The organism is Gordonia sp. Z-3 (assembly GCF_036233855.1).
Taxonomy (GTDB): Bacteria; Actinomycetota; Actinomycetes; order Mycobacteriales; family Mycobacteriaceae; genus Gordonia; species Gordonia tangerina.
Map to the genome: position 1 here is coordinate 22,805 of NZ_JAZARS010000023.1, position 20,293 is coordinate 43,097.

Annotated in this window: 20 protein-coding genes; 9 read left to right on the forward strand and 11 right to left on the reverse strand. The window is 66.5% G+C overall.

Annotated elements, in window-relative coordinates:
• Nucleotides 1–367: 367 nt before the first annotated feature.
• From VX037_RS21495 to VX037_RS21515, 5 genes are all read right to left on the reverse strand, one after another.
• On the reverse strand, nucleotides 368–865 hold the full coding sequence (locus VX037_RS21495; RefSeq protein WP_287014769.1) for a DUF4395 domain-containing protein: 498 nt from the start codon (nucleotides 863–865) through the stop codon (nucleotides 368–370).
• A gap of 67 nt (nucleotides 866–932) precedes the next feature.
• Complete coding sequence (gene recQ / locus VX037_RS21500) at nucleotides 933–2,765, reverse strand: DNA helicase RecQ (protein WP_328715841.1); 1,833 nt, start codon at nucleotides 2,763–2,765, stop codon at nucleotides 933–935.
• Between the two features lie 57 nt (nucleotides 2,766–2,822).
• Nucleotides 2,823–3,311, reverse strand: a complete 489-nt coding sequence (locus VX037_RS21505) for a hypothetical protein (RefSeq protein WP_328715830.1) — start codon at nucleotides 3,309–3,311, stop codon at nucleotides 2,823–2,825.
• A 37-nt stretch (nucleotides 3,312–3,348) separates the two neighbouring features.
• The gene (locus tag VX037_RS21510; RefSeq protein ID WP_266059670.1) at nucleotides 3,349–4,551 is read right to left on the reverse strand and encodes a fatty acid desaturase family protein; all 1,203 of its coding nucleotides are present in this window, start codon (nucleotides 4,549–4,551) and stop codon (nucleotides 3,349–3,351) included.
• A 1-nt stretch (nucleotide 4,552) separates the two neighbouring features.
• On the reverse strand, nucleotides 4,553–5,629 hold the full coding sequence (locus VX037_RS21515; RefSeq protein ID WP_328715832.1) for a ferredoxin reductase: 1,077 nt from the start codon (nucleotides 5,627–5,629) through the stop codon (nucleotides 4,553–4,555).
• A 159-nt stretch (nucleotides 5,630–5,788) separates the two neighbouring features.
• Between VX037_RS21515 and VX037_RS21520 the strand changes: the two genes are divergently transcribed.
• Together VX037_RS21520 and VX037_RS21525 are read left to right on the forward strand one after the other, a co-directional pair.
• Nucleotides 5,789–6,487, forward strand: a complete 699-nt coding sequence (locus VX037_RS21520; RefSeq protein WP_372474997.1) for a TetR family transcriptional regulator — start codon at nucleotides 5,789–5,791, stop codon at nucleotides 6,485–6,487.
• Nucleotides 6,488–6,645: 158 nt separating this feature from the next.
• Nucleotides 6,646–7,506 carry a hypothetical protein gene (locus VX037_RS21525; protein WP_372475003.1) on the forward strand — a complete coding sequence of 287 codons (861 nt, stop codon included), beginning with the start codon at nucleotides 6,646–6,648 and terminating at the stop codon, nucleotides 7,504–7,506.
• Nucleotides 7,507–7,550: 44 nt separating this feature from the next.
• Here VX037_RS21525 and VX037_RS21530 read toward each other — a convergent pair whose 3' ends face one another.
• Entirely contained in the window at nucleotides 7,551–8,960 is a 1,410-nt protein-coding gene (locus VX037_RS21530; protein WP_328715833.1) for a YibE/F family protein, read from the reverse strand.
• An 82-nt stretch (nucleotides 8,961–9,042) separates the two neighbouring features.
• Here VX037_RS21530 and VX037_RS21535 point away from each other — a divergent pair, with 82 nt between their 5' ends.
• Nucleotides 9,043–9,552, forward strand: coding sequence for a mycothiol transferase (locus tag VX037_RS21535; protein WP_287014773.1), 510 nt, complete (start codon nucleotides 9,043–9,045; stop codon nucleotides 9,550–9,552).
• 40 nt (nucleotides 9,553–9,592) lie between these two features.
• Here the strand turns inward: VX037_RS21535 and VX037_RS21540 are convergent, their stop codons facing one another.
• A complete protein-coding gene (locus tag VX037_RS21540; RefSeq protein WP_287014774.1) occupies nucleotides 9,593–10,006 on the reverse strand; it encodes a hypothetical protein in 414 nt (137 codons plus the stop codon).
• 162 nt (nucleotides 10,007–10,168) lie between these two features.
• Between VX037_RS21540 and VX037_RS21545 the strand changes: the two genes are divergently transcribed.
• Nucleotides 10,169–11,167, forward strand: a complete 999-nt coding sequence (locus VX037_RS21545) for a cation diffusion facilitator family transporter (RefSeq protein ID WP_396573360.1) — start codon at nucleotides 10,169–10,171, stop codon at nucleotides 11,165–11,167.
• Nucleotides 11,168–11,194: 27 nt separating this feature from the next.
• Complete coding sequence (locus tag VX037_RS21550; protein WP_287014775.1) at nucleotides 11,195–12,124, forward strand: LLM class F420-dependent oxidoreductase; 930 nt, start codon at nucleotides 11,195–11,197, stop codon at nucleotides 12,122–12,124.
• Nucleotides 12,125–12,170: 46 nt separating this feature from the next.
• Here VX037_RS21550 and VX037_RS21555 read toward each other — a convergent pair whose 3' ends face one another.
• Entirely contained in the window at nucleotides 12,171–12,623 is a 453-nt protein-coding gene (locus tag VX037_RS21555) for a MarR family winged helix-turn-helix transcriptional regulator (protein ID WP_287014776.1), read from the reverse strand.
• Complete coding sequence (locus VX037_RS21560) at nucleotides 12,620–13,591, reverse strand: pirin family protein (protein WP_287014777.1); 972 nt, start codon at nucleotides 13,589–13,591, stop codon at nucleotides 12,620–12,622. Before VX037_RS21560 ends, VX037_RS21555 begins: the two co-directional genes overlap by 4 nt.
• Nucleotides 13,592–13,728: 137 nt before the next feature.
• Between VX037_RS21560 and VX037_RS21565 the strand changes: the two genes are divergently transcribed.
• Entirely contained in the window at nucleotides 13,729–14,145 is a 417-nt protein-coding gene (locus VX037_RS21565; protein WP_328715834.1) for a hypothetical protein, read from the forward strand.
• Between the two features lie 14 nt (nucleotides 14,146–14,159).
• A complete protein-coding gene (locus tag VX037_RS21570; RefSeq protein WP_287014858.1) occupies nucleotides 14,160–14,993 on the forward strand; it encodes an alpha/beta hydrolase in 834 nt (277 codons plus the stop codon).
• Between the two features lie 18 nt (nucleotides 14,994–15,011).
• Here VX037_RS21570 and VX037_RS21575 read toward each other — a convergent pair whose 3' ends face one another.
• The gene (locus VX037_RS21575) at nucleotides 15,012–16,505 is read right to left on the reverse strand and encodes an alpha/beta hydrolase (RefSeq protein ID WP_396573355.1); all 1,494 of its coding nucleotides are present in this window, start codon (nucleotides 16,503–16,505) and stop codon (nucleotides 15,012–15,014) included.
• Nucleotides 16,506–16,810: 305 nt separating this feature from the next.
• On the opposite strand from VX037_RS21575, the gene VX037_RS21580 reads away from it, so the two are divergent.
• A complete protein-coding gene (locus VX037_RS21580; RefSeq protein WP_287014859.1) occupies nucleotides 16,811–18,220 on the forward strand; it encodes a carotenoid oxygenase family protein in 1,410 nt (469 codons plus the stop codon).
• 136 nt (nucleotides 18,221–18,356) lie between these two features.
• Here VX037_RS21580 and VX037_RS21585 read toward each other — a convergent pair whose 3' ends face one another.
• Nucleotides 18,357–19,781, reverse strand: coding sequence for an aldehyde dehydrogenase family protein (locus tag VX037_RS21585; protein WP_328715844.1), 1,425 nt, complete (start codon nucleotides 19,779–19,781; stop codon nucleotides 18,357–18,359).
• A 159-nt stretch (nucleotides 19,782–19,940) separates the two neighbouring features.
• Between VX037_RS21585 and VX037_RS21590 the strand changes: the two genes are divergently transcribed.
• Entirely contained in the window at nucleotides 19,941–20,261 is a 321-nt protein-coding gene (locus VX037_RS21590; RefSeq protein WP_235723617.1) for a putative quinol monooxygenase, read from the forward strand.
• Nucleotides 20,262–20,293 lie beyond the last annotated feature (32 nt).

The window sequence follows — 20,293 nt, forward strand, 5'->3', positions numbered from 1 at the left end:
CGCTCGTTGATCGAGTGGCCGCGACTTACCCGTTGGTCGAGTAGTCGGCGAGCGGCAGCGAGTCGGCGTATCGAGATTTGGTGAGATGCTGTCAGGCGCCGGAGGTCTCGATACGCTCGCTCACTTCGTTCGCGGGCTACTCGACCAGCGGTTGGGGTGCGTGGGCTGTTCGCTCGTTGATCGAGTGGCCGCGACTTACCCGTTGGTCGAGTAGTCGGCGAGCGGCAGCGAGTCGGCGTATCGAGATCTGGTGAGATGCTGTCAGGCGCCGGAGGTCTCGATACGCTCGCTCACCTCGTTCGCGGGCTACTCGACCAGCGAATGCGGGTGTGCGCGGACGGCTGCACCCGCGGTTGGAGTGTGCGGTTTACGCAGCCAAGCGCAGCGAGAGATCGTTGCACGCCTCGCACACTGTCTCGGGGATGATCCCGCGTCGCTGCAGGAACCCGAAGGCGACGCACCCGAGGCACAGGCCGAACACGAACTCCAGGGACGCCGCCACGATGAGCACGCCGGTTACGATCTGGGCCGCGACGCCGAGGCCGAGCAGCGACAGCACCAACGCGCTGCCGCTGAACACGAGCCCGATGGTCTGGGCGAACCGCTTGGGCGGGCCGGGCACGAGTTTGGTCTTGCGCCAGATCTTCGGTGCGATGAACCGCACCGACAGCTGGCCGAACGGAGAGAACCGAGGACCTGCCATCACCCGTAGCAGAAAGCCGAGCGCGAGCAGGGCGTAGGGCACCGGGTGGTCGACCACGATCGCCACCACGGCGAGCGCGATCACCAGACCCGCGGTCGAACGGGCTGCGTAGTCGTTGACCGGATTGGGAAACGTCAGCGCCGACGGCAACGTTGGGGACACCGAAAACCTCCTGAAGAACAGCTCTGCCGAAGGTAGACAACGTCGCGACCCCGGGCAATGATTCCGCTCACGCCGGTTCGGATTCCGCATCGAACCCGGAGATCGCGGCGAGTACGTCGTCGCCGTACTGCTCGAGTTTGGCGTCGCCGATGCCCGATACCGATCGCAACTGCGTCGCCGACGTCGGCCGCAGCGCGGCGAGTTCACGCAGGGTGGCGTCGTTGAACACCACATACGGCGGCACACCGCGCCGCGATGCCTCGGCCTTGCGCCACGCACGCAGGTGTTCGAACAGCCCGCGGTCGGCGTCGGGCAGGTCGGGTGCCGAGCGTGATCCGCGGGTGCTGCGCCCGCCGGCCGGTCGCGCCGGATCGGTCCGCAACATCACGGTGGTTTCGCCGCGCAACACGGGCCCGCTCTTGTCGGTGAGGGTCAGGACCCCGTAGTCGCCCTGAGGTGCGATGATCCCCGAGGCCACCAGCTGACGGATCACGCTGCGCCAGGCGGCGGCGTCGAGGTCGGTGCCGATGCCGTAGGTGGTCAGCCGCGTGTGTCCGCGCTCTCGGATGCGGGCGGTGTCGGCGCCGCGCAGGATGTCGATGAGGTGGCCGGCGCCGTAGGGCGGATCGCCCAGATCCCGCTGCAGCCGCACCATCGTCGAGAGCAACTTCTGTGCGGGCACGGTGCCGTCGAAGGTCTTCGGTGGGGTGAGACACGTGTCGCAGTTGCCGCAGGATTGCGCGTCCTGGCCGAAGTACCGCAGTAGTTGAGCGCGTCGGCAGTCCACGGTCTCGCACAGCGCGAGCATCGCGTCGAGGTGCTGCTGTTGGACCCGCCGGTGATTCGCGTCGCCGTCGGACTGGTCGATGAGTCGACGCTGCTGCATGACATCGGCCAACCCGTAGGTCATCCACGCCACCGACGGCAGACCATCGCGCCCCGCGCGACCGGTCTCCTGGTAGTAGCCCTCCACGCTCTTGGGTAGATCGATGTGGGCGACGAACCGCACGTCGGGTTTGTCGATACCCATGCCGAAGGCGATGGTCGCGACCACGACGACGCCGTCGGCGCGCAGGAATCGCTCCAGGGTGTCGTGGCGGACTTCGCGATCGAGGCCGGCGTGATACGGCATCGCGTCGACGCCGTTGGCCGCCAGGAACGCCGCCGTCTTCTCCACCGAGGCGCGGCTCAGTGCGTAGACGATCCCGGTGGCCGGTTGCCCGTCGACGTGGCCGTCGGTGCGGATGAAGTCGAGAAGTTGTTTGCGGGGTTCAGATTTGGTGACGATGCGGTAGGTGATGTTGGGACGGTCGAAATCGGCGACAAAGTGCCGGGCGTCGGCGAGGTGCAAGCGTTCGGTGATCTCGGCGTGCGTGCGGCGGGTGGCGGTCGCGGTCAACGCGATGCGCGGGACATCCGGCCACAGTTCGGCGAGCTCGCCGAGTGCGAGGTAATCGGGCCGGAAGTCGTGTCCCCATTGCGAGACGCAGTGGGCCTCGTCGATCGCGAACAGCGAGATCCGACCGCTCTGCAACAAGGCCCGGCAGCCTGCGGTGTTGAGACGTTCCGGTGCGACATAGAGCATGTCGAGTTCACCGCTGCGAAAAGCCGATTCGACCTCGGCGCGCTGTTCGGAAGTCTGCGTTGAGTTCAGATACGCCGCGTGCACCCCGAGTTCGCGCAGCGCGGCGACCTGATCGGACATCAACGCGATCAGCGGTGAGACGACGACCCCGCAGCCCTCCCGGACCAGTGCGGGCACCTGGTAGCAGAGACTCTTGCCGCCGCCGGTGGGCATCAGGACAACTGCATCTCCGCCGGAGACCACATGATCGACGATCTGTTCCTGATCACCGCGGAACGACTCGTAACCGAAGGTCGATGCCAGTACGTGCCACATGTCTGCCACAGGGCACCACGTTACCGGCGGGAGCCGACCGAACCGGCCGGCCGGTCCTCAGGGCGCCTGCCCCGGGATCTCCCCGAGATCGACCGGCTCTCCCGGGACCGCCTCGGCGCTGCCGAGCTCGGCTTCGTTGATCTCGCCGAGATCCACCGGATTACCGGGTAGGACGTCCTCGCCGGATTCGAACGATTCGAGGTCGGCCGCGGGTTTGGCCTCTCCGGGTGCAACGCCCTCGGGATCGCCGACGCCGGGGTCGGTGGCTTCGATTTGGGCCTGTTCGAGCTCGACCTCTTCGAGAACGACGGGCCCGTCGCCGATGTCGTTGTGTTCCTCGACGTCGATGATGTCGCGCTCTTCGTCGTCGCGGGCCCGACGCGCCGCGTCGCGCATCTCGAAGCCGTCGGTGACGAGATCGCCGATCTCGCGGGCGACATCGGCGACAGCGCCGGTGATGATGGTGGCGATCCGGCCGACGTGCGTGGCCGTCGACTCCACGAGTTCCTGGACGAGGTCCTTGTTGCGTTCGATGCTGTCGACCATGCTCAGTATTCTGCCACCGGGACCGGCAGACCGTGCCTCACGCAACAGCCGACGGCGAGCGCTCCACGGTCACCACCAGGTCGTTGTCGTCGCGGGTCAGGAAGTTCGGTAGCGAGAGTTTGGCGATCTTTTTCCAGGTCGAGGCCAACTGGTGGCTCAGCGAACCCGTGTTGTACGGCAGACCGTAACGTTCGCAGATCTCGCGAACCTCTCCGGAGATCTCCGGATACCGGCTGGCGGGGATGTCGGGGAACAGGTGATGCTCGATCTGATGCGAAAGGTTGCCACTCATGATGTGGAACAGCGGGCTGCCGGTGATGTTCGCCGAGCCCAGCATCTGTCGCAGGTACCACTGGCCGCGCGTCTCGTCGGCGCACTCGTCGGCGGTGAAGGTCTGGGCGCCGCTGGGGAAGTGGCCGCAGAAGATGATCGAGAAGGTCCACAGGTTGCGAACGAGGTTGGCTGAGGCGTTACCCAGCAGCGTGGTCACGAACAGGGGGCCGGTGAGGGCGGGGAACACCACGTAGTCCTTGAGGACCTGTCGACCGGCCTTGCGCCACATACCCTTGACGAGACCTTTGACGTCATACCATTTGCGTTTGCCTGCGACGATGTTCTCGACCTCGAGGTCATGGAGCATCACGCCCCATTCGAACAGCAGCATCAGCGCGGTCGCATAGCCAAGGTTACCGAGGTAGTAGGGATTCCATTTCTGGTCGCGATCCATCCGCAGAATGCCGTAGCCGATGTCGCGGTCCTCGCCGATGATGTTGGTGAAGGTGTGGTGCATGTAGTTGTGGCTGTGGCGCCATTGGTCGGCCGGGCACACGGTGTCCCATTCGAATTCGCGTGAGTTGTAGGTGTCCTCACGCATCCAGTCGTACTGGCCGTGCATGACGTTGTGGCCGATCTCCATGTTGTCGAGGATCTTCGACACCGACAGTGCGCCGACCGCCGCGATCCAGGCGGGCGGGAAGAAGCCGAGATACATCAGTGCGCGACCGGCGATCTCGAAGCCACGCTGGGCGCGGATGACCGAGTAGAGGTATTCGCGATCCTTCTCGCCGAGGTCGGCGACGACCCGTGCCTTGAGTTCGTCGAGTTCGCGGCCCAGTGCCTCCACTTGCTCGTAGCTGAGCACGATGTGTTTGGGGTCGTCGACGGTGGTGGGCTCGTCCGGGACGGGTGCGTCGATACCGACCAGGGCGGTGCCGGTGGTGGGGTGGTCGATGATGGTCATGTCAAACCTCGATTTCCACGTCGCCGACGGGCGCATTGATACAGAGTTGGATCTGCGTGTCGGCTTCGCTGTCGGTGTCTCCGGTCAGCACGTTGCGGGTGCAGCCGGATTTCTTGATCGCAGTGCAGGAGAAGCAGATCCCCATCCGGCAGCCGGAGTCGGGCCGGAGCCCGGCCGATTCCGCCTGGTCGAGGATGGTGCGGCCGTCGTTGGTCGCCGATCTGCCGGATCGCAGGAAGGTCAGCTCGCCGTCGACGGGTGCGTCGGGGTCGACGAAGATCGGCACTGCCAGCGTGAACGCCTCGCGGTGCAGCGGTTGGGTCAGTCCGGCCACGTCGTGATGGCGCTCGACGGCGTCCATCAGTGCAGCCGGTCCGCACACGAACAACTCGGCATCTGCGAAATGGTCGATGTCGTCGAGATGTGCGCCGGTGAAATGCTCGCCGTGGGCGTCGCGGGTGTAGTGCACCCGCAGGTCGACCCTCGGGTGGTTCGCGGCGATCGCGGCCAGTTCCGTCCGGTAGGCCACGTCATCCGGTGTGCGTGCGTAGTGCAGAAAGGTGATGGCTCCGTGGTGGCCCTCGGCTACGAGCGTTCGCATCATCGAGAGTACAGGTGTAATACCACTGCCGCCGCTGATGAAGACTGCCGAGCGGGGACGCTCGGTAGGTAGGACGAACTCGCCGGTCGCCGCCGACAGTCCGACGACCATGCCGACGTGCGCGTGGTCGAACAGGTACCGCGAGACGAACCCGCCCTCGTGGGCGGTCACCGTCAACTCGAGGTCCCCGCGGGGTGACGGAGCGTTCGCGGGGGAGAAGCACCGGGTGTGCCGGACGCCATCGATGACGGTACTGAGCTGGACATACTGTCCGGGAAGGTGGCCGGTCCACTGGTGTGTGGGGCGAAGAGTGAGTCGGACGGCCCGGCTGGTCGGGCGGTCCACCGCGATGACCTTGGCGCGGATGTCGCGCCAGGTCAGCATCGGGTCGATCAGTTCGAGATAGCGGTCGACGGGATGTGGCGAGAGGGCGCTCTCGACAATGGTCCCGAGGACCGAGGGAAGGCGGATGCTCATGGGCCTGGCTCCGTTCGTGTGCTCACTTGAGTGAACATATGTACACAAAACAGTGTGGCATGTTCGGCGCCGGTGTCGTCAAGGACTTTTGTTGTGACGGCTATCACGGGGACTGACGCGGTCTCCGGCGGCGGAGTCATCCCGCTCTAGACTCGGACCGTGACCAGGTCTCGACACACCGCGCGGCAGCGTCCGTCACGTGCTGTCGGCGAGCCGGATGGGCGGACTTCGGAGAGTCGGGCCGAGCGTAAGAGTCGTACCCGGCAGGGTCTGCTCGACGCGACGATGGAACTCGTCGCCGAGCGCAGCTTCGGCAGCATCAGTCTGCGCGAGGTGGCGCGGGGTGCAGGCATCGTGCCGACCGCGTTCTATCGGCATTTCGCCTCTATGGAGGATCTGGGCGTCACGCTGGTCGAGGATTCGATGCGGGTGTTGCGGCGCACGCTGCGCGAAGGGCGGCGCGATCTCGCCGCTCGGCAAGCTCTGCCGACGGCGCAGAACTCGCTGGCGATCCTGCTGCGCCACGTCCACGACAACGAGGCGCAGTTCCGGTTTCTGGTACGCGAGCAGCACGGCGGTATCGCCGAGATCCGTCGTGCCATCGACACCGAGTTGCGGTTGTTCTCCAAGGAACTCGCCATCGATCTGTCGCGGCTGCCCGACCTGGCGCAGTGGTCGCCGGAAGATCTGGAACTGGCCGCCGAACTCATCGTCACGATCATGCTGACCGCGGTCGCCGACCTCCTCGACAACGATTACCGCGGTCGAGAGGCCGAGCGCGATATCGTCGCCCGGACCGAGCGCCAGTTGGTCATGGTGTTCCTCGGCATGGGGCAGTGGCGAGTTCGTACGGATTAGTGTCGTATCGCCACGAGCGTGGCAGGTGAGCGGATTACTACAACTTCGTATCGAGCTGGGCATCGAGGGGTGATCCCGTTTAGTCTCCTGTTACTGATGTGACTAGGGAGACGCAAGTGACTCGTGTGAAGTTGATTGTCACGGTGACCGCCGTGACAATCGCCGGTTCGTTGCTCCTCGGATCGGCGACTGCTGCTGCCTCACCCGCGTGGTGGCCACCTCAACTCCCGCCGCTGCCGCCGCAGATCGCGAAGTTCCTCGAGCCGCCGGTGCCCACCGAGAAGAAGCTCATCAGCAGTTTCGCGAAGATGCAGAAGAGCATGCGCAGATCACAACCGGGCAAGGTGGGACTGGCGATCGTGGCGGTTGGTTCCGATCGCGTCATCACGATGGGTGACCTCACCACCGGCCGTGCGTGGTCGACCTTGAAAGTGCCGGTGTCGCTGGCCGCGCAGCGCCGGTACGGTGCGGCCGTGGCCGCAGAGGAAGACAAGGCGATCACGTTCTCCGACAATGACGCCGCCGGCGAGCTGTGGGGTGCGTTAGGGGGTGGCCAGAGTTCGGTCGACGCGGTGACCGCGGTACTGCGCGAAGGGCATGACACCCGCACGCAGGTCAGTTCGGAGGCGGATGACCCGCCGTCCTACCCCGGCTACACCCCGTGGGCGTTGGCCGACCAGGCACGTTTCGGGGCGCATCTGCCCTGTATGCCTGGTAGCGAGGATGTGATCCGGCTGATGAGCAACGTGGCGGCCAACCAGCAGTGGGGTGTGGCGACGATGGCGCCGAACAAGGGGGCGGTGACGGCGGTGAAGGGTGGCTGGGGACCGGCGACCTCCCGGTCGGCGGGGTACCTGGTCCGGCAGCTCGCGGTGATCACGACCACCCGCGGTGATGTCGCGGTCTCGATGGCGGCCATTCCGCGCAACGGCTCGTTCACCACGGGCACCCGGATGCTCAATCGGGTGGGGGACTGGCTGGAGCGCAACCTCCCACAACTGCCGACGGGACGATGCTGACTCGCGTACGCAAAAGGTGTCGACCAACGGCGGCTGCGTGACGGTCAGAGGTCGGGGCGTGCGTGGCGGCCACCCGGGCGTGGCGTCGCCGCCGGCGCAGGAGGCGGCGAGGGCGGCTCCGACCCCGCGCCGGCCGGTGTGGCGCCGGCGGGGCGGGTCAGCGCGGCCGCGATGACCGTGGTGAGTGGAACCGACAACGCGATTGCGATGCCGCCCACGAACGAGCGGGCCAGTTCCACCGCGATCGCATCGGTGGTGACCAGCGAGCCGAAGGGTTGTTGGGCCACCGAGAAGAGCAGCAACAGGGGCAGCGCACTGCCTGCATATGCGAACACCAGCGTGTACACCGTGCTGGCGATGTGGTCGCGGCCCACTCGCATCGCGGCGCGGAAGGTCGCCAGCCGAGTGGGCTCGCCGGCGGCGGCGAGTTCGAACGCCGCCGACGCCTGGGTGATCGTGACGTCGTTGAGCACGCCGAGGGTGCCGATGATGAACCCGGCGAGCAGCAGCCCACTGATCGAGATACTGCTCTGATACACCTGCAGGTTGACCGTCTGATCCCCCGACAGGCCGGTGATGTGCATCGTCTCGATGGACAACCAACTCAGCACGCCGGCGAGCACCAACGACACCAAGGTGCCCAACAGGGCCGAACTCGTTCGCAGGCTGATGCCGTGCGCTAGGTAGAGCACAACGAACAAGATGGCCGCCGACGACACCACCGCGACCGCCACCGGCGACTTCCCGTCCAGAATGGCCGGCAGGGTGAAGATGCCGAGGACCAGGAACGCGAAGACCAGCCCGATGATCGACCGGAGCCCGCGCCAGGCCGCAACGAGCACCACGGCACCGACGAACAGCAACGCCCAGATGATGGTCGGTACCGTGCGCCGATAGTCGAAGAAGGTGTAGCGCGTGTTGCCGTCCGGGCCCGGGACCACGCTGAGCCGGATCTTGTCCCCGACCGCAAGGGTCGGCTGTCCCGCCTGCGGCTGGTCGAGCTGGTCTGCCGGCGGGGCGAGCGCACCGGGTTCGGAGCCGGATTGCGCTCGGTTGGTGGGGATCTCCAGCAGCGTGTGTCGTCCCCGATCGTCGCCATCGTCGAGCTGCACGGTCGCCGCGATACACGGCCCGGTCGGCGAGGCGCCGGGAAGCTGGAACTCGGCACTGTCCTGCACGGTGCCGGTCAGCGGATTGAGGCAGTCCGCCCGTTGGGTGTCGACGACATGGGCGTCGACGGTCTGGATCGATCCACCGTCGGCGGAGCGGAATTGCATGGGAATGCTGTGCTCGGTGTCCGAGGGCCACAGCACGACGGCACCGACCACCACGCCCACGCCGATCACGCTGAGCGTGGCGATCACGAACCATCGTGCCAACGGCGACAGCACGGCGGGGATCTCCGACAGGTTGTGCGAATGACCGTGTCCGTGTCCGCGACCTGGATGACTCACGTCGACACCTTAGCGGTGGGGTGGAGCCTGCGGCGCTCGCAGACGGCAATGCGGTCGTGATTCGAGGAGTAGAAGTGGAAGTATGCGCTCCACAGACATCTTGATCGACGGCTTCGGCCGCGTGTGGGAGAACGTCCACGCCGTCCTCGACGGCATCACCTCCGAGCAGCTCGTCGAGCGGGTGGCGCCGGAGGCGAACACGATCGCGTGGCTGATCTGGCACATCTCGCGGGTCCAAGACGCCCAGGTCGCCGACGTCGCCGGCGTCGCCGGCGCCGACGAGGTGTGGACCTCGGGCGGTTTCTACGACCGATTCGCGCTGCCCTTCGACCGGTCGGCATCCGGCTACGGCCAATCACCCGACGAGGTGGCTCAGGTCATCGTCGAGCCCGGGCTGCTCGCGGAGTACCACGACGCCGCCCACGCCGCGACGGTTGGTTACCTGCGTACACTCTCCGACGACGATCTCGACCGGGTGATCGACGAGAACTGGGATCCGCCGGTGACCCTCGGCGTCCGTCTGGTCAGCGTTCTCGACGACGACGCCCAGCACATCGGGCAGGCCGCCTACATCCGAGGGCTGGTGGGCTGAGTCGGCAGCTGCCGGCAGAGCTGCCGACTCAGCCCTGCGGTCACGACATGCAGCCCTGCAGGGTCTGGAAGTCACCGGCGAACGCCGGTCCACCCGCGCAGGTCGGTCCATTCTTTCCGTCGACCACTACGGTTGCGCCCGGTCCGGCGATGCCGATGGCAAGCCCAGGCCGCACGCCCGTCATCGAGACTTCTGCGCCTGGCCCCACCGCGATTGCGGCCGGACCGGAGTAGTTGTCGCCGGTCACCGTGGCCGTGCCGCCGTTGTCGACGATGGCAAGTGTCAGGCCGGTCGGACCGGAGGACGCCGAGCAGTCCGCCATGGTGGCGGTCTGGCCCGGTAGAGCCGGGCACACCTGTGGTGCGGCCTGTGCGCTCGGTGCCGACAGGGTCAGGCCGATCGCGCCGGCGGCGGCGGTCGTTGCCAGTAGTGCGGCCTTGGTGATGGTGTGCATGGTGATCCTCCGAGTTGTTGGGTGCGGACATGGGCTATTCGGCGCCCTGTCGCAGATGGATGGGTGCCTGGGGCAGCCGGCCTCGAAGAGGTATCGCCGAATCGGACGGGGTATATCGGGTCAGTGCGTGAGGGGTCGGCAGACCCGTGAGACGATCGGCGCATGACCGAGCCCTCCACGCCGCCCGAGTCGGCCGGATCGGCGGCAGAACCGACTGTCGACGACGACTCGGGAGCGTCGGGCGACTCGATGCTGACCGTGGTCATCGCGTTCGTGATGAACGTGCTCATCGCCATCGCCAAGACGATTGCGGCGGCCATCACCGGGTCGGCGTCGATGTTGGCAGAGTCCGCGCATTCGTGGGCCGACGCCGGCAACGAGGTGTTTCTGTTGATCGCCGAACGTCGCGGTTCGCGTGGCCGCGACGAACGCCATCCCTTCGGCTACGGGTGTGAGACCTACATCTGGTCGCTGTTCGCAGGCTTCGGACTGTTCGCCGTCGGCGCGGCGGTGTCGGTGATGCACGGCATCACCTCGTTGACCGAACCCGAGCCCGACGCCAACTATCTCATCGGTTATCTCGTCCTGGCGATATCGGCTGTGCTGGAAGGTGTTTCGTTTGCGCAGTCGATTCGTCAGGCGCGGGTGGCGGGTGAGCGGTTCGCCATCCATCCGCTCCGCTTCCTCAATCGGACATCCAACACGACCCTGCGGGCGGTGTTCTTCGAGGACGCCGCGGCGTTGACCGGGCTGGCGTTCGCCGCGCTCGGTATGGCTTTGCATCAGATCACCGGGTCGGCGGTCTGGGATGCGATCGGGTCGATCCTCGTCGGCATCCTGCTGGGCGTGATCGCGATCTTTCTGATCAAACGCAACAGCGAGTTCCTGCTGGGGCAGACGGCGATGCCGCGGACTCGATCGTCCATCCTCCGAAAGATGCTCGAGCATCCCGACATCGAGCGGATCACCTATTTGCACATCGAGTATGTGGGACCGATGCAGTACTACTTGGTCGCCGCCGTCGACATGGTCGGGGATCTCGCCGAGCACGAACTTGCCGAACATCTGCGTCGAGTGGAGCGCGAGATCGAGGCGCACGAGCCGATCGTGGAGGCGGTCCTGACCCTGTCCACCGCGGCCGAACCGTCACTGTCACCGTGACGCCGCCCGGCGCGTAGGTTGGCAACCGTGGACTTACGCATCTTCACCGAACCCCAGCAGGGTGCAACCTACGACGACCTCTTGCGTGTGGCGCGGGCGACCGAGGATTTCGGGTTCAACGCCTTTTTTCGTTCGGACCACTACCTCGCGATGAACGTCGAGGGCACGCCGGGACCGACCGATGCATGGCTGACGCTGGCCGGGCTGGCGCGCGAGACGTCTCGCATCCGGCTCGGGACGCTGGTCACCTCGGCGACCTTCCGGTTGCCCGGCCCGCTGGCCATCTCGGTTGCGCAGGTCGATCAGATGTCAGGCGGGCGAGTCGAACTGGGGCTCGGAGCCGGTTGGTTCGAGGCCGAACATGCGGCTTACGGCATTCCCTTCCCCCCGCTGCGCGAACGCTTCGACCGGCTCGAGGAGTCGCTGGAGATCGTCACCGGACTGTGGGGCACCCCGGCGGGCCGTCGATTTGACCACCCGGGCAAACACTTTGCGCTGTCCGATTCGCCCGCTCTGCCAAAACCCGAGCAGCAACCGCGGCCGCCGATCATCATCGGCGGCGCCGGAAAGAAGCGCACCCCGGCAGTGGCCGCCCGTTTCGCCGACGAATTCAATGTGGCGTTCGCACCCATCGATACCGCTACCGAGCAGATCGGCCGGGTGCGGGCGGCATGCGCCACCGCCGGCCGACGCCCCGAGACCATGACCTTCTCCGCTGCGCTCGTGCTGTGCTGTGGGCGGACCGACGCCGAATTGGCGCGCCGAGCCGAGGCGATCGGTCGTGAGGTCGACGAGCTGCGGGAGAACGGAGCGGCAGGCACCCCGGGCGAGGTCGTGGAGAAAATCGAACGGTACCGGGAGGCCGGTGTGGACCGGATCTACCTGCAGACCCTCGACCTCAGCGACCTCGACCACCTGGAGGTGGTGGCGGCCGACGTCATGCCGCACCTCCGCTGAGGTCTGTCACGAAGGGTCGACCCAACGTGGGACATGCCGGTGCATGTCATCGGACTCCCTTCTCGGACAGATGCTTCGACAGTCGCGTCATGATGTCGAGCAGGACCGCGCCGTCGTCCACGGACACGGCGTCGAAAAAGAGCTTCTGCACACAACGCAAGTGATCTGTTGCGGCGGAACGGAAGGCCGCGGCTCCGGCGTCGGTGAGAACGGCATAGCTGCCGCGCCTGTCCTCGTCGGCGCGCTCGCGACACAGCCAGCCGCGTCGGACGAGCGTGTCGACCTGATATGACAAGCGCGAGGTGGAGAAGACAAGTCGGTCGGACAACTCGCGCATGCGTAGCCGGCGTTGCGGTTCGTCGTACAGCAACATCAGCAGCTGGTAGTCCGCCAGCGACATGCCCGCGGTGGTCTTGAGATCCTCGTCGAGGATGGTCTGCAGGCGGGCACTGGTCTCGATGAAGTTCTGCCAGGCCGCCGGGCGTGGATCGGCGCTCACCGACCGGTGTGCGGCATGAGCGCGTCCGGCGGGATGACACCGAGACGGCCCGCCTGGAAGTCCTCGATGGCCTCCACCAGCTGTTGACGCGTGTTCATGACGAACGGTCCGTACTGGACCACCGGCTCGCGGATGGGGCGTCCACCGAGTATCAGTAGCTCCAGCGCCGGCCGGTTCGAGCCCTGGCCGACGTCGGCGGTCGCGGTGATGCGGTCACCCGTGCCGAACACGGCGAGTTGACCCTGCCGGATCGGCCGTGACTGGGCACCGACGGTGCCACGGCCGGAGAGCACGTACACCAGTGCGTTGAAATCAGGGCGCCACGGGATCGACAGCCGCGCACCGGGGGAAACGGTGGCATGCGCGAACGTGATCGGGGTGTGGGTCGATCCCGGACCGGTGTGGCCGTCGACGTCGCCCGCAACGACGCGGATCAAGGCGCCGCCGTCTTCGGAACTGAGCAGTCCCACCTGGGCGCCCTCCAGATTCTGGTACTTCGGTACCAGGAATTTGTCGGCCGCCGGCAGGTTCACCCAGAGCTGGATGCCGTGGAACAGGCCACCGGAGTCGACCAGTTCGGCCGGTGGCGTCTCGATGTGCAGGATGCCCGCACCTGCGGTCATCCACTGGGTGGCACCATTCTCGATGAGCCCGCCGCCGCCGGTGGAATCCTGATGCTGGAACCGTCCGTCGATCATGTAGGTCACGGTCTCGAAGCCACGATGCGGATGCCACGAGGTTCCCTTCGGTTCGCCCGGCTCGTAGTCGACCTCGCCCATTTGGTCCATGTGGACGAACGGGTCGAGGTCGGCCGACGAGACACCGGCGAATGCACGGACGACGGGGAACCCCTCACCTTCGTGGCCGCGGGGACCGGTGGTTACCGACTTCACCGGGCGTTCGACCTCGTCTGGGGCGGCGGTGCGCACGCGGGGCAGGGTACGGGTATCGGCGGTGACAGCAGGCATGTCCAGCTCCTTTCCAGGTAGCTCAATTCTGAGCTATGTCGTGCTCAACCGGGCCGAGCCGAGCCTTATTCCAGGCGAATGACCCGACGGGTTCATAACGTCTCGCCGGAAATGATCGAGCGTGAATAATGGAGGCCATGGCCGACAAGGGACTGGGCAATCGGGACATCGGGGGCAGGGGCGCCGACACGCGCGGACCCGAACGTCAGCGGTTCAAGAAGCTCGCGCAGGCGGCGCTGAATGCGGACATGACCGTCGATCAGGTCGAGGGGATTCTCGCCGACCTCGGGGACACGCTCGTCGATATGAACAAGACCATCGGCGGTCTCGACGGGGCCATCGACACGATGGACGACACGCTGTCCAAGCTGTCGGTCACGCTCGATCAGGTCGACAGCACGGTGGCGTCGATGGGAGACATCGTCGCGCGGCTGGAACAGGTGGTCACCAGGGTGGAGGCGCTCGTGGGTATCGGCGAGGCCGCGCTGCGGCCGCTGGGCGCGATCGAGTCGGTGGGCCGCGGCGTCGCGTCGAGGCTCGGCATACGGAGCTGAAAACGGGAGTGGATATGCAGCGCGTGGAACACAGTTTTGTCGGCGGCCATCGCGAGACGATCACCTATGACGTCATCGACCCGATCGATCAGCCGCGGGCGGTGGTCGTCATCGCGCACGGCCTCGGCGAACACGGTCGCCGCTACACCCACGTCGTCGATCGACTGGTGGCGGCGGGCAACCGGACCGTGGTGCCCGACCATCTGGGCCACGGTCGCTCAGGCGGCAAACGTCTGCGTCTGCGGCGCTTCGCCGACTTCACCGACGATCTCGACCGCGTGATCGGCGAGACCGCCGTCGCGGACCGGCCGACCTTTCTGGTCGGGCACAGCATGGGTGGGTGTATCGCGCTGGACTATGCGCTCGACCACCAGGATCGATTGGCCGGGCTCGCGCTGTCCGGCGCGGCGGTGGTGCCGGGCGACGACATGTCGCCCATCGCGATGAAACTGGCGCCGGTGCTGGCCCGGGTGGCCCCGGGGCTGCCCACCACGGCACTCGACGCGAGCGCCATCTCGCGTGATCCGCGGGTGGTCGCCGACTACAACGCTGATCCGCTGGTCATCCGCCGCAAGATCCCCGCCGACCTCGGGGCTGCGATGCTCACCACCATGCAGTCCTTTCCACGCCGACTACCGCGACTGCAGCTGCCTCTGCTGGTCATGCACGGCGGCGACGACGTACTGACCAGCCCGGCGGGTAGCGAACTGGTCGAACGCCTCGCCGGATCGTCGGACAAGACGTTGACCATCTATGACGGCCTGTATCACGAGATCTTCAACGAACCCGAGCGTGACCGGGTGATCACCGACGTCGTCGACTGGCTGGCGGCGCACACCCCGGCCTGAGCGTCATCGCGGATCGGATCAGGGCACCGGCGTTGTCGTCGGGATCGATGACTGCGCCGGGGTCGGGACCGACGGGGCAGTGCTCGGCGGGACCGTCGACTCCCCGGTGTCGGTACCGGACTCGGAAGCCGGCGACTCCGACGTCGGGGTGGATGTGCTGGGCTGGGTGTCGTCGGCGGACGAAGATGTCGAAGCCTCCCCGGACTCGGTGGCCGACGCCGACGTCGAATCGGTCGACGCGCTCGATGCCGTGGACTGTGCCGACGTGCTCGGGTCGGCCGATAGATCGACGGTGTCGAGCGCCGGCGTGGACTTGGCGGCGAGCAGGGCGGCCTGGGTGGCCTTGGTGGAGCCTTCGGGGTCGGGGGTGCCGGAGGCGTCAACCACCTGCACCTTCTCGGTCACCGGCGGGTTGTTTCGCAGCGCCTCGAGAACGTGGTCCTTGCCGTCGGCGAGACCGCGACCCCAGTTCTCCCAGGTGTGGCCGCCGTAGTTGGGCAGCGAGATCACCGATGCGCCGCTCTGCGCGGCCTGCAGTTGCATGAGGACCGTCGACACCGCGGAGAGCATCTCGAGCGCCATGGCGCTGATCTGATCCTGCTGGGACAGTTTCGCCATCTCGCTCGAGGTGAGGAATCCGTTGCCGGACGAGATGATCAGCACCTGCCCGTTCTCGTTGAGTTTGTTGACGTTCTTCGACGGATCGTTGTCGGTCCACCGCTGACTGCCGGGTTCGCCCCACATGTTGACGATGCCGTTGGTGTAGTTCGACACGATCGTCTGGCTGGCGAACACGCCGAGCGCACCGATCGGGTTGTCGGTCTGGTAGTAACCCGACATCGCCTGCACGACCTTGAACTGGTCCGGATGACGTTCGGCGAGTGTCACCGCGGGGCCACCCGACATGGATAGGCCGACGATCGCGTTGTTGTTCTTGCTGACGCCGAAGTTCTCGGCGAGGTAGTCGGGGAGTTCCTCGGTCAGGAACGTCTCCTGCTGGATCGTGGTGTTCTCCGCACCGGCGCCGGCGTCCCAATCGGTGTAGAACGACGACGCCCCGCCGACCGGCATCACCAGAGTGGTGTCGGTGCTGCCGTCGTAGACCTGGGCGGCCTGCACATCGTTGGTCCACGCGGAGCGGTCCTCTTGCGCGCGCATGCCGTCGAGCAGGTAGATGCCCTGATCGCTGCCGTTGGAGGCTCGGATCTGGACGGTGACGAACTTGTTCTGCGACTCCGACCAGACCTTGCAGTTCTGCACGTAGTTGCCCGACGAATCCCAGGTGCAGCCCTCACGCAACACCTCGGGATGTCCCGCCATGGCCGATGCCGTGTTGCCGCCGGAGAGCAGCGATCCCACGCCGAACAGGCCCAGGCTCAGCACCACCACGGCGGACAGGCCCGCGACCCGACGTCGGATACTGCGCCGGGGTGTCGGGGCAGTGGCGTCGGGCGCCACCCGCCACCCGTCGGCGATCATGGACGAATCCGGCTGTTCCGGTTGGCTGGGCATGCGACTCCTGACATCTACGACTTCCCCCGATGCACGACGACTCACCTCGCGGAGGTCCTGGCGTGCGCTGCCCGGTCTGTCGTTGCCGGGCAGGCGGGCGTTACCGATCGTTGCTGTGCCATCGACTGTGCATCCGCTGCGAGGCAGCGACCACAGGGCGGGCAGCGGCAAGCGTTTCGCGATTGACGAGCGCGCGTCTGTGCCAGGCGGGACACTGGGAGCGGCCGTACCCTTCGGGCGGCCCTGCCCCGGTGGCGCCGGACCGGACGTCGTGGTGGGCGATCGGAACGACAGTGGGGATCCAAATGTCCGCCGAGCAGACTGCACCGACTCGCCCCGCACCCGTGGACATGGCACACCATGCGCATCTGTCCGGGGTGTTCGCGCCGCAACGGCAGGAGGTCGACGTCAGCGACCTCGCGATGACCGGCGAGATCCCCGACGACCTGCACGGCAGTTATCTGCGCAACGGACCGAATCCTCGGTTCGATCCGATCGGCTCCTACGTCTATCCGCTCGACGGCGACGCGATGGTGCACCGACTCGACATCGGCGACGGTGCCGCGCACTATCGCAACCGTTTCGTCCGCACACCGATGGTGGTGGCCGAGGAGAAGGCCGGCCATGCCATCTGGTCGGGCCTGACCGACGGGTACACGCCGCCCGCCACCGAGGTGGGGCCAGAGCTCGCCGGAACGTTCCGCCAGCTGCCCGACATCAACGTCGTCGAACACGGTGGTCGGCTGCTCGCGATGGCCGAATCCGATCAGCCCTACCGGCTCGACCCGGCCGACCTGGCGACCATCGCGCGCGACGACTGCGACGGCGCGATGGCAGTGGGCAGTACCGCGCACCCGAAGCTCGACCCCGAGACCGGTGAGCTGGTGCTGTTCAACTACGTACTGGAGGCGCCGTACCTCACGTGGGCGGTGATCGGCCGCGACGGTCAGACGCTCCGACCGCCGACACCGGTGGACGGTGTGGACCGACCCCTGATGATCCACGACATGGCCTTGACGTCGCGCTACGTCGTGCTGTTCCTGTGCCCGTTGGTCTTCGACATCGAGGCGCTGCTCAGTGGTGGCGGGTTGCTGCGGTGGCAACCGGATTCCGGTACCCGCATCGCGCTGATCCCGCGGGACGGTTCCGCGATCGGTTGGATCGACGCCGAGCCGATGTGGGTGTGGCACTTCGCGAATGGGTTCGACACACCGGGCGCGGACACGGTGACCGTCGACTACGTCGAGTGGACCTACCCGGGTGGCTTCGCCGACATGCCGACCCCGGCGACCTCCGCTCTGGTTCGGGCGGTACTCGACCCGGCCCGCGGCACCATCGTCCGGACCACCATGGGCACCAGTGTCAACGTCGAGTTCCCACGAGTCGACGACCGGATGCTCACCCGGTCACATACGCAGGTGGCGACGGTCGGCAAGAGTGCCGGCGACTCCGGCGAACTCGACAGCCTTTGGTTCCACGACCTCCGTTCCGGCAGCGAGTCCTGTTGGCGTCCAGCGGTGGCGATCGGCGAGCCCATCTATCTGCCCGGGACCGAGCGCGACTACTGGGGCGCGTTCGGTACCGATCCGACCGACATGTCGTCGTACTTCTACATCCTGCCCGCCGACGATCCGGCCGCCGGTCCGCTCGCCACCGTGCACATGCCGATCAGGGTGCCGGCGGGGCTGCACGGGGCGTGGCTGCCCGCGATGTGACTACCCGCGATGTGACTACCCGCGACGTGACACCGGGGCGGCCCCGGACACACGACGACCGCCCTCGCAGGTGATACGAGAGCGGTCGTCGGGAGAGGAGAACCCGGGTCGTGAGAGGGGGGCCCGGGGAGGTGTGTCAGGCGTCGTAGCCGAGCAGCGACTTCACCTCGAGGAACTCGTCGAAAGCGTAGTCGCCCCACTCACGGCCGTTACCGCTCTGCTTGTAGCCGCCGAACGGTGCGACCGGATCGAGCTGTGCGCCGTTGAGTGAGATGGAACCGGCGCGGATCCGTGCGCCCACCTTGCGCACCTCGTCGACGTCCTTGCCGGACACATAGCCGGCCAGTCCGTACTCGGTGTCGTTGGCGATCTCGATCGCGTTGTCGAGCGAGTCGTAGCCGATCATCACCAGCACCGGGCCGAAGATCTCGGTGCGTGCGATCTCCATGTCGTTGGTGACCTCGGAGAACACGGTGGGGCGGACGTAGTAGCCGGTGGGCAGCTCATCGGGGCGTCCCGGCCCGCCGAACACCACCTTGGCACCCTCGGCCACACCGCGGTCGATGAGTCCCTGGATCTTGGTGAACTGCGGCTCGGACACCACCGGACCCAACCGGACGTCACCGCTCGGGTCGCCGACGGTGAGGGTGGCCTCGACCGACTTCGCCGCCTCCTCGGCCTCGGCCATCCGGGACGAGGGGACCAGCATTCGGGTGGGTGCGTTGCAGGACTGGCCGGAGTTCATCATCATCGCTGCGACACCGCCGGCAACGTTGGCGGCGAAATCTTCGTCGTCGAGGATGATGTTCGGGCTCTTGCCGCCGAGTTCCTGGGCCACGCGCTTGACGGTCGGTGCGGCGTTCTTGGCCACCTCGATGCCGGCGCGGGTGCTACCGGTGAACGAGACCATGTCGATCCCCGGGTGCGCGGCCAGTGCGGTGCCGACGCCCGGGCCGTCGCCGTTGACAAGGTTGAACACGCCGGCGGGAACGCCTGCGGCATCGAAGATCTCGGCGACGATCGCGGCACTGAACGGGGCCACCTCTGACGGCTTGAGCACCATGGTGCAGCCGGTCGCGAGCGCCGGGGCCACCTTGCACATGACCTGGTTGAGCGGCCAGTTCCACGGGGTGATGAAGCCGCACACGCCAATCGGCTCCTTGACGATCCGCGAGGTCCCGCGATCCTCACTGAAGCTGAAGGTGGGTAGCTGGGCGGCCGCGGTCATCAAATGCGCCAGTCCGATCGGTACCTGGACGTTGTTGGCCAGGCCGCTGGGCGCGCCCATCTCCTCGGTGACTGCCGCGGCGAGATCGGGCATCCGCTTCTGGTACTCGGCGACGACGGCGTTGAGGATGGTGACCCGTTCGTCCACCGACGTTTGGCTCCAGGTCACAAACGCCTTGCGGGCGGCGTCGACGGCCTTGTCGACGTCGGCGGCGGTGCCCAGGGCGACGTGGCCGGCGGCCTTCTCGGTGGCCGGATTGATCACGTCGATGAGGTTGAGCTCGGCGGGCTCGGCCCACGAACCGTCGATGTAGAACTTGGTGATCTCGCGCATGTAGTACCTCCGACTCGACACGTGTTGTCTCCACCACACTATGCCGCCTCCGGGTATCGCCGACGAGGCTTCCGGGAAACGGTGGTTGTCAGATATATCCGTCTCTGATTGAGACGGCGACGAGGTGGTGGACAGGGCTGGGATCATTACAGTGGGAGCATGATCTTCATCGTGGCAAAGTGGCCCATCAAGCCCGAATTCGCCGATCAATGGCCTGATCTCGTACAGAGTTTTACCGAGGCCACCCGCGCCGAGCCGGGCAATAGGTTCTTCGAGTGGGCGCGCAGTCTCGACGATCCGAACACCTACGTGCTCACCGAGGCGTTCGACGATGACGCCGCCGAGGCGCATGTGAACAGCTCGCACTTCCAGGTCGCGACGACCGAGTTGCCGAAGTATCTGCAGCGCACGCCCGACATCATCAACGTCACGCTCGATCAGGACGGCTGGTCGGAGCTGGGGGAGATGTCGGTGGACTGATCCCGTCTGCCGCCGATACGGTGCGGAGGTCA

Bases quoted from the DNA above. Each gene is read 5' to 3' on its own strand.
- VX037_RS21510 (WP_266059670.1), bottom strand. From the start codon at position 4,551: ATGACCATCATCGACCACCCCACCACCGGCACCGCCCTGGTCGGTATC.
- VX037_RS21570 (WP_287014858.1), top strand. From the start codon at position 14,160: ATGCAGCGCGTGGAACACAGTTTTGTCGGCGGCCATCGCGAGACGATC.
- VX037_RS21505 (WP_328715830.1), bottom strand. From the start codon at position 3,311: ATGGTCGACAGCATCGAACGCAACAAGGACCTCGTCCAGGAACTCGTG.
- VX037_RS21515 (WP_328715832.1), bottom strand. From the start codon at position 5,629: ATGAGCATCCGCCTTCCCTCGGTCCTCGGGACCATTGTCGAGAGCGCC.
- recQ (WP_328715841.1), bottom strand. From the start codon at position 2,765: ATGTGGCACGTACTGGCATCGACCTTCGGTTACGAGTCGTTCCGCGGT.
- VX037_RS21585 (WP_328715844.1), bottom strand. From the start codon at position 19,781: ATGCGCGAGATCACCAAGTTCTACATCGACGGTTCGTGGGCCGAGCCC.
- VX037_RS21545 (WP_396573360.1), top strand. From the start codon at position 10,169: ATGACCGAGCCCTCCACGCCGCCCGAGTCGGCCGGATCGGCGGCAGAA.
- VX037_RS21580 (WP_287014859.1), top strand. From the start codon at position 16,811: ATGTCCGCCGAGCAGACTGCACCGACTCGCCCCGCACCCGTGGACATG.
- VX037_RS21540 (WP_287014774.1), bottom strand. From the start codon at position 10,006: ATGCACACCATCACCAAGGCCGCACTACTGGCAACGACCGCCGCCGCC.
- VX037_RS21565 (WP_328715834.1), top strand. From the start codon at position 13,729: ATGGCCGACAAGGGACTGGGCAATCGGGACATCGGGGGCAGGGGCGCC.
- VX037_RS21575 (WP_396573355.1), bottom strand. From the start codon at position 16,505: ATGCCCAGCCAACCGGAACAGCCGGATTCGTCCATGATCGCCGACGGG.
- VX037_RS21590 (WP_235723617.1), top strand. From the start codon at position 19,941: ATGATCTTCATCGTGGCAAAGTGGCCCATCAAGCCCGAATTCGCCGAT.
- VX037_RS21535 (WP_287014773.1), top strand. From the start codon at position 9,043: ATGCGCTCCACAGACATCTTGATCGACGGCTTCGGCCGCGTGTGGGAG.
- VX037_RS21560 (WP_287014777.1), bottom strand. From the start codon at position 13,591: ATGCCTGCTGTCACCGCCGATACCCGTACCCTGCCCCGCGTGCGCACC.